Origin of the sequence: Paenibacillus germinis (assembly GCF_013141785.1) — a bacterium.
GTDB classification, from domain to species: domain Bacteria; phylum Bacillota; class Bacilli; order Paenibacillales; family NBRC-103111; genus Paenibacillus_E; species Paenibacillus_E phytorum.
Genome location: NZ_WHOC01000008.1, coordinates 1 through 8,878 on the forward strand (window position 1 = coordinate 1; position 8,878 = coordinate 8,878).

Consider the following 8,878-nt stretch of genomic DNA (forward strand, 5'->3'; position numbering starts at 1 on the left):
AAAACCAGCTCTTCTGAGCTATTTCCACATATTCCACTGTATAAATCCAATGGAACTAGTCCTAACCGCCGATGTCATAAGACATCATTGGATTTAATCCAATCAAATCCCTCAAGTTCAGGTATTCCGACCTTTCTCCCAAACTCAAATAAATAAGGGGAAAGCTTCGCCTGCCTCCGTAACAATAACAACTTGCTGCAACCTTTGTTAACAGCCCCCCTCTAAGCTTAAGTAATTTTTACCAATTACATAGATTGAACTTATTTTCATCAGTTATCCTTATGAACTATTATTCCATGGATGAATTTGGGTATTTATTGTGACAACTATTCATTTTAACCCCCTAGCTTCCGATAATACTAGCGTTCCATAATTTTCATTTATAAATCGTATAGGAACAACAATGGAGGGAACGAGAGAAATGAAGTCTAGACACAGTAAGTGGTTATCCTTGGTATTTATCTTTATTCTAGCTACGCAATCCTTAGTGACAGGAACCGCTTTTGCAGCTGATGAGATTTCTAAACTCGTCCTGAATAAAAACGAGCTTGCCTTGCAAGTCGGAGATACAGCCAATCTGACAGCAACCGCCATCTTCGTAAGCGGCTCTACCGAGAATGCAACCGTCAAAACCGATTGGAATTCAGGTTCGACCGATGTTGCCTCCGTCTATGCGGGTGTGGTGACAGCCAAAAAAGAAGGCAAGGCCGTAATCACTGCCACATATATGGGTAAGACCGTAATCGTTAACGTGGATGTTAGCAAAAAGGTAAAATCGTTAACCAAAGATAAACAGTCCCTGGCTCTTCGCCTTAATGCGACTGATCAAGTTAAGATTACAGCTTTTTACGATGACGGCACTTCCGAAGATGTAACTAGCAAAGCTGATTACACCGTTGATACCAGCTCCATTGTGACGGTAACGAATGGCTTAGTGAAGGGACAAAACCCCGGCAGTGCAACGATTACGATTAAATACATGAATCAATCTCTGACATTGCCAGTCGATGTTGAAGTTGTAAGACGTATTGATGCTGTGAAATCCAGTATATCCTTACTGCTTAATGGAACGGAACCCATCGTACTGAACGCTACCTACCCAGATGGTACAAACGCTGACGTATCCGCTAAAGCAGTATGGACCACTGATAAACCGAACGTTGCTGATGTAATTAATGGTTCAGTAAAAGGTTACGGTGTAGGTACAGCTAATTTGACTGCTACATACGGTACTAAGTCGACAACGGTTAAAGTTGATGTGGACAGTACGTTGAAACTCACATTAGATCAACCAAATGTCTTAATGAAGAAAAATGCAATTAAAGATCTGAAATTAGAAGCTACCTACATCGACAGCGCTACACCTGTTAACTTTACAGATCGCGCTGAATGGGCTTCGAGTGATGAAGATATCGTCCAAGTCACCAAAGGTAAGCTAACTGCCATATCCATCGGTGAAGCGACGATTTATGCCAAATACGGTGATAAAGTAGTTACAGCTAACGTTGATGTTGAAGTTCCTCGCCGTTTAGTCGTTAGTACCGACCTACTCTCAATGCAAGTAGGCCAAGTGCTTCCCGCCCTTACTCTGACTGCTACTTATGCCGATGGTACAAGCGACAATACCATCGCAGATAGCGCGACTTGGAGCGTGGATAACGATGCCGTTGCATTTGTCAGTAAAGGTTTAGTTAAAGCTTATAAATCCGGTGAAGCCACGGTAACCGCTAAATACGGCGGTAAAACAACGACAACCAAAGTCGAAGTCGATATCCCTACGACCATCAAAGCAAGTAAAAAAGCCGTTAATTTACAAAAAGGCGGGTCCGATAAAGTCACGTTGACCGCTTATTTCAAAGACAACAGAGAATTGGATGTCACATCCCTGGCAGAATGGACGACTAGCTCCAAAGATATCGCCGAAGCACGGGGCGGTGAAATCACAGGGGTCTCTACCGGCACAGCAACGATTACTGGGAAATACGGTACACGCACAACTAGCATTCAAGTATCAGTTGGCGTACTGAAAAGTTTGACGGTCAGTCAAGAAAAGCTAGTGATGAAAAAAGGCGATTCTGTTACTTTGACAGCAGAAGCTATTTATACCGATGATACAAAAAATAGCAATGCAGCAGCAGATGTCATCTGGACAAGCAGTAATCTCAAAGTTGCCACTGTTGACGGAGGTAAAGTAAAAGCTATAGCTTCAGGAGAAACGACCCTCTCTGCTCAACTGGATAGCAAGACAGTTACAATCTCGGTCACAGTCGATATGGCCAGCGACCTTTCGGCGAATGTCGCCAATCTAGTTTTTGACTTAAATGAAACAAGATCTATCGTTCTGACGGCTACAGATGCAAGCGGCGCGGCTCGCACCGTCACCAATGAGGCTGAGTGGAAATCAAGCAGCAGCACCATCGCGCTAGTATCCAAGGGTGTTGTAACACCGGTTTCCCGAGGAAAAGCAACGATAACGGCAACTTATGGCGGTAAGAGTGTAACCATTCCGGTTGAAATCGGCGTGATTCAGACACTAGTCGCTGATAAATCTTTCATCGTCACCAAAAGCGGCGATCAAGTACAAGTGAAATTAACCGCTACTTTAGCGGATGGCTCTACCAAAGATGTCACTGAGACAGCAACCTGGAAAGTCATGTCCTACAAGCTAGGAACTGTCACGGATGGGCTTTTCACAGCAACTGGTTCAGGCAAAACAACGATCACCGGATCCTTCGGCGGCAAAATGGTCGCTATTCCCGTGGAAATCGATTCACTGAAATATTTGAAAACAGATGTCGTCAAAATCGAGCTGCAAGAAGGCAAAACGGCTAAGATTGAGGCGTTGGCTACCTACACAGACGGGTCTGAAGAAGATGTAACCAAGCCTGCATTATGGACATCGTCGAACATCATGATTGCTGATGTGAAGGATGGTATCATCCGAGCAACCGGCAAAGGGACTGCTAGAATTACGGTCACATATTCCAACATGAGAACGACTGTACAAGTGACAGTTACGAAGTAATATCATTGAAACCGTTGTTCCCAAATTGGGGAACAGCGGTTTTTTTCAATTTTACAGAAAGCAGCATAGTTTCTTGTACATAGGGGAATATATCCATACCTACACTTACAGAACCCATTCAACAAATCTTGGAGGTATGGATCATGGTTTCTAGATTTATGAAGTTGGGGATGGTATCTTTTTTGTCAATCACTGCCCTCCTTGGGGCTCATCAGTATCATCGTATGCATTCTCCTGACCAGCAAATGATTTCGCAAGCCGATAGTTGGGAAGATGCCAAACAAGGCTCACCAACTTTCTTTGACACGAATCCTTTCGGCATGCCCGGCGCGGATGCTAATTTGCGTACAATGAACAGCATGAATAGTCATGCGGCTGCATATGGACTTACACCTCCAACGTCGATGAAGGCTTTAAAGGTCCATACCCAGGCAGCAATTGGGGCCAAAGACAAAGCTTCGCCTTGGTGGAATTACCTAGGTTTGCTTGGTTTACTTGGACTGCTCGGACTCCGCAAACGTTCCCGCACTTCTTAGTACGAAATTTTGAGTTAAAGAAGCCTTGCTCCCGGTTTAGGGGAAGGCTTTTTTCTGTTTCACTAGTATGTTTCAGACATTTGTTTATCTACTGGACATTTGTTTTATTGTGCGTTAAACTAAAGGTAGTTCTTCGTTTGAAAGGAGCTTTTCATGGATCGTGAACAGCAAATTTTAGCACTCATACGTCAAAATCCATTCATTTCCCAAAATGAAATAGCTAGTATGATAGGTATTTCACGATCTGCTGTTGCCGGCTATATCGCTGCGTTGACCAAGAAAGGTACGATCCGAGGCCGAGCCTATGTCACATCTGATGAGCTTACAATCATGTGTATCGGCGGCGCGAATCTCGACAGTAAAGCGGTCAGCAAGCAGGCCATTCGACTGGCCTCCTCGAATCCGGTCACGGTCACCGAGTCCTGCGGTGGTGTTGCGCGCAATATCGCAGAAACACTCGCCGGTTTATCCTGCCGGACAGCACTCCTAACCGTTGTCGGTGACGATAAGGCTGGCCAGTGGGTGCTTGAAGAAACACGAAAGCGCGGTGTTGACGTCAGCCAAACGATTGTCCTACAGGGCGAGAACACGGGAACCTACACAGCGCTGCTCGACGCCACGGGCGAGATGTTTTTAGCTTTTGCCAACATGGAAATTTACGATAAATGTACACCCCAGCTTTTGATGGACAAATGGTCCCATATTGCCGCTTCACAGCTTGTCATCGCCGATACAAATTTGCCTGCGGATACGCTCCAAGAATTAATTAAGCGCTGTAAAGAAGATGGCATCACGCTATTCATTGACCCTGTCTCTTCCGAAAAAGCGAAAAAGCTCCCGCAGGAGCTTCATGGTATTACAGCGATTTTCCCTAACCTTGAAGAAGCCCGTCTGCTTTCTGGTTCCTCGGAAGAAACCGATCAAGATTACGCCAAGCTGGCTAGAGCTATTATGGCACGGGGCGTGAAACACGTATTCATTACACTAGGCAGCGCGGGTGTGATGTATGTAGGCGAGGAAGGTGAGAAGCTTTTCCCTCCTATTCCTACCAACGTCGTGGAAGTTACCGGCGCAGGCGATGCTCTCCTCGCTGGTATCGCTTATGGTGTAACGCATCAACATACCTTTATGGAGGCCTGCTCCTATGGTCTCGCTGCCGCACATATTACGCTTCAAACCGATCAATCTGTAGCAAGTGAACTAACCGAAGAACGACTGCAACAAACTATACAATCGATAACTAAAGGAGACTGATCCCTATTATGAATACTTCCTATCTGACATTTACCGACGAAGTGAAAGATGCTCTTGCGAACAATAAGCCAATCGTAGCCTTGGAGACAACAATTATTTCCCATGGGATGCCTTATCCGCAGAACATTGAAATGGCTAAAAAGGTTGAGCAAATCATCCGCGACAACGGCGCTGTTCCTGCAACGATTGGCATTATGGATGGCAAAATCAAGATCGGCTTGAACGAGCAGGAGCTTGAGGCTTTCGCGACAACGGCCAATGTAGAAAAAGTCAGCCGTCGTGACTTCCCTTACATCCTGTCGTCCGGTAAAATCGGCGCAACGACCGTTGCCGCAACGATGATCGGCGCGGCGCTTGCCGGCATCGAAGTGTTCGCTACCGGCGGTATCGGCGGCGTTCACCGCGAAGGTGAAGTAACGATGGACGTCTCCGCTGACTTGACCGAGCTGGCTCAAACGAACGTCGCTGTCGTCTGCGCAGGCGTGAAGTCGATCCTCGATATTGGCCGTACGCTCGAGTATTTGGAAACCCACGGCGTTCCCGTGGTTGGTTTCAAAACGAGCGAGTTCCCGTCCTTCTACGCCCGCGAAAGCGGCTACGGCGTTGACTTCCGCCTCGATGAGGCAGCCGAGGTTGCGGCTATGCTGCGTACCAAGTGGGAGCTTGGCCTCGCCGGCGGCGCCATCATCGCCAATCCGGTCCCCGCGGAATCCGCGATGGACCATCACGAGATCGAAGGCGTCATCCAGCAAGCGCTGGCTGAGGCCAAAGATCAAAACGTGACCGGCAAAAAGGTCACACCTTTCCTGCTAGCGCGCATCAAACAGCTGACCGAAGGTCGCAGCTTGGAGACGAACATCGCGCTCGTTTACCACAACGCGCAAACGGCCGCGCAGGTTGCGGTTGCCCTTAAGAAATAAGTTATGACACTCTCGTGTCATACAGAGACAAAAAAAAGACTATTTTTCACCGTTAAACGTGAAAAATAGTCTTTTCTTATATTGGGGGCTATTCGCTTACCCAAACCGTCTTTTGCGCGAACGGCACCCGCGCTGCCTTCGGTGGTTCCATGTCCGGGTAGCCGATATAGATGAATCCGACCAGCTCCTCTTTTCCCACTAGACTGAACGCCTCCCGCATCTTCGGATGATAGGTAGGTGCACCCGTCCGCCATATCGTTCCTAGGCCTAGTGCATGCGCTGTAAGCAGCATATTTTGCACAGCGGCATGCGCTGCCGCATATTCCTCGATCTCCGGAACTACAGGCTTCACTGACGGTGTTACAGCCACGGCAATAATAACAGGAGCACGGAATGCTTTCTTCTCCTGAGCGCTTTTCAGTTTGGATAACTCCTCCTCAGAAAGCGTCGGATCCGCTTCTGCAGCGGCAACCTCGGCATAGCCTCGACCCAACAATCCTCTGCCTTCTCCAGTCATGACCCAGAACCTCCATGGCTCTGTATAACAATGGTTAGGCGCCCAAATACCTGCTTCAAGGATTTCTTCGATTAGTGATTTGTCGACAGGATCCTGTTTAATCTTCCCGATACTGCGGCGATTGCGAATCGCTTCTTTCATATCCATGAATCCCACTCCTCTCCCTTTTGCTTATTCTCTCTCTATTGTTACACGACCCAAGCTCCCTCTGCAAACCTACATGGGAAGCGCGTCCTAGCAGCTATGAGATTACCCTATGCCTTAATGAATCATGCTTTCACTGCCGTTTGCGGCAGCTCAATATCATGCAAATTTAGCTTTTTATCTGTTGGAAGGAAGGCTGCCAACAATCCGATTAATGGCAAAAAGGCACAGAGCTTAATAACAAAGGTGATGCTTGTTGCATCAGCCAGCGTCCCCAGCACAGCTGATCCGATCCCGCCTAAACCAAAGGCCAATCCGAAGAACAATCCAGATACCGTACCCACCTTGCCTGGCAGCAGCTCTTGTGCATAAACGACAATGACGGAAAAACCGGATAACAAAATAAACCCGATACATGCACAAAGGACACCTGCCCAGAACAAATTGGCGTATGGCAGAAGCAGCGAGAACGGCGCTGTACCTAGAATAGAGAACCAGATCATATTGCGTCTCCCAAAACGATCCGCTAAGGGTCCACCCATGAACGTTCCTACAGCTCCGGCAGCAAGCAAGGTGAATATGAAGAGCTGCGCTCTTTCGACCGAAAGCTGGTCATGTTCAATCAAATAAAAGGCGTAGAACCCTGTCATGCTGGCCACATAAACAAACTTGGAAAATAGGAGCATGATTAGAATAAATATCGCATAGGCAACCATTTTACGAGGGAGTTTCTTCCGGACACCCCCGGTTTTGTTGGATGTGGATGGACGGCTTCCCGCCTTTCGATACCATTTAGCAACGAAAAACTGAACCACAATTGCTGCCGCAGCTACAAATGAAAACCAGATGATGCCGAATTGGCCAAACGGTACAAAGATAAGAGCTGTAAAGACAGGAGCCAAAGCCTGCCCGATGTTACCGCCTGTTTGGAATATCGACTGCGCCAGTCCTCTGCGAGGCCCAGCAGCCAAATAAGCCACACGCGATGCTTCCGGATGAAGGACAGAGGAACCCAGACCAACCAGGATGACGGCTAAAATAACCTGCACGAACGAAGACGCCACAGCCAAAACAATCACTCCCATAAGAGAGAAAAACACACCTGCGGGCAGCAGAAATGGCTTCGGTTTCGCGTCTGTGTACAGACCAATCAAGGGTTGAAACATCGAGGCCGTCACATTCAGAGTGAAGGCAATCCATCCGATTTGTGTAAAACTAAGCTGTAACGAATTATGAAGAATCGGAAACACCGCAGGGATAACGGATTGAATCGCATCATTTAACAAATGAACCAAGCTTATTGAAAATAAAATAGCATAAACGGTACTATTACGAGCATTGCTTGAAGCGGACATGTGATTACAAACCCCTTTCATCATATCATCTGATGTTTAAAAATAGAGGAGAATAAAGCTACTCCTGGGTAAGATACTTTTTAAGCTGACTGACCGTTTCATCTAAGTTTTGCTTGGTCCAGTACTCGGCAGCCGATACATCCTTGTCTTTAATGGCTTGATACATATTTTCGTGCTGGAGATTGTGGGGATCATGGGCACTCTGGACGCTTACCAATTTGTAAGACGTTTCAAGGAGCACGGTTGAGAAGGACCGGTATAAGTCGATAGCAACGCTGTTTTTGCTAGCGATGGCGATGGACAGATGGAACTTTACATCTGAGTTCAGATAGGTACTCGTATCACCTTTCTCCAGCGCTTCCGACCGTTGATCCAGTGCGCTTCGCATCTGCTCCAAGTCATGATCATCGCGGCGCTCTGCGGCTAATCGGGAGATCTCCAGTTCGAGCATCCTTCTTACCTCATAGACCTCCAGAATCTCGGCTCTGCGAAGCCTATGGTCAAGCGGCTCCTGCATACCTGTGTTTGCCGTCAAAAAAGTGCCGAAGCCCTGCTTCTTTTCGAGCAGACCCGCATGCACAAGCACTCTGACCGCTTCACGGATCGTCGAACGTCCAACACCGAATTGCTGCATCAGCTCGGGTTCCGTTGGAATCTTGTCGCCGGGTTTCATTTCTCCTTCTGATATTTTCTTTTGCAATTGATTAACAACATCATCAACCAATTTAGGCCTATTAAGCGGCTGGAATGACATTTTCGAATTCATCAGATCATCTCCTGTTTAGAAAGTATAGCATAGCTGCCCTCGAGTTTACATCCTATTTTTTACAATCAAACTCTTTCCTTGAAAGATCTCGGTAAGCTTCTTAGCTTTCCTTTCTCTTAAGAGTGCATCAAATTTAATCAGTAACTTGGCAGTGCCTACTTTCAAATTGATTGAAAAAACGGCTTACGCCGTCCTTGAGCTAGAGTTAGTTTTGTATGGGTTGCTGCACTTAAAGTTGCATACAAACCGTATATGCTTACGCCACTCGCTTGCTTGTCCATGCTCGCTCATCCATACTAATGTTGTATTTTGTGCAACTTTAGGCAAGCAAATCCGCGTTTTCCACGCGATTGTTGCAAAA

At 46.9% G+C, this 8,878-nt stretch carries 7 protein-coding genes; 4 read left to right on the forward strand and 3 right to left on the reverse strand.

Going from position 1 to position 8,878, the window contains the following annotated elements; translation table 11 throughout:
- Nucleotides 1-421: 421 nt before the first annotated feature.
- The 4 genes from GC102_RS01220 (at nt 422) to GC102_RS01235 (ending at nt 5,735) form a co-directional block, all read left to right on the forward strand.
- Entirely contained in the window at nt 422-3,025 is a 2,604-nt protein-coding gene (locus tag GC102_RS01220) for an Ig-like domain-containing protein (protein WP_171687868.1), read from the forward strand.
- Nucleotides 3,026-3,168: 143 nt separating this feature from the next.
- Nucleotides 3,169-3,561, forward strand: a complete 393-nt coding sequence (locus GC102_RS01225; protein WP_171687869.1) for a hypothetical protein — start codon at nt 3,169-3,171, stop codon at nt 3,559-3,561.
- Between the two features lie 153 nt (nt 3,562-3,714).
- A complete protein-coding gene (locus GC102_RS01230) occupies nt 3,715-4,815 on the forward strand; it encodes a carbohydrate kinase (RefSeq protein WP_171687870.1) in 1,101 nt (366 codons plus the stop codon).
- Between the two features lie 8 nt (nt 4,816-4,823).
- A complete protein-coding gene (locus GC102_RS01235) occupies nt 4,824-5,735 on the forward strand; it encodes a pseudouridine-5'-phosphate glycosidase (protein WP_171687871.1) in 912 nt (303 codons plus the stop codon).
- Between the two features lie 88 nt (nt 5,736-5,823).
- Here GC102_RS01235 and GC102_RS01240 read toward each other — a convergent pair whose 3' ends face one another.
- The 3 genes from GC102_RS01240 to GC102_RS01250 all read right to left on the reverse strand — a co-directional run bounded on the left by GC102_RS01240 (nt 5,824) and on the right by GC102_RS01250 (nt 8,517).
- Nucleotides 5,824-6,399, reverse strand: coding sequence for a nitroreductase family protein (locus GC102_RS01240; RefSeq protein ID WP_171687872.1), 576 nt, complete (start codon nt 6,397-6,399; stop codon nt 5,824-5,826).
- A 122-nt stretch (nt 6,400-6,521) separates the two neighbouring features.
- Complete coding sequence (locus tag GC102_RS01245; protein ID WP_246320681.1) at nt 6,522-7,751, reverse strand: MFS transporter; 1,230 nt, start codon at nt 7,749-7,751, stop codon at nt 6,522-6,524.
- A 58-nt stretch (nt 7,752-7,809) separates the two neighbouring features.
- Nucleotides 7,810-8,517, reverse strand: coding sequence for a FadR/GntR family transcriptional regulator (locus GC102_RS01250; RefSeq protein ID WP_171687874.1), 708 nt, complete (start codon nt 8,515-8,517; stop codon nt 7,810-7,812).
- Nucleotides 8,518-8,878 lie beyond the last annotated feature (361 nt).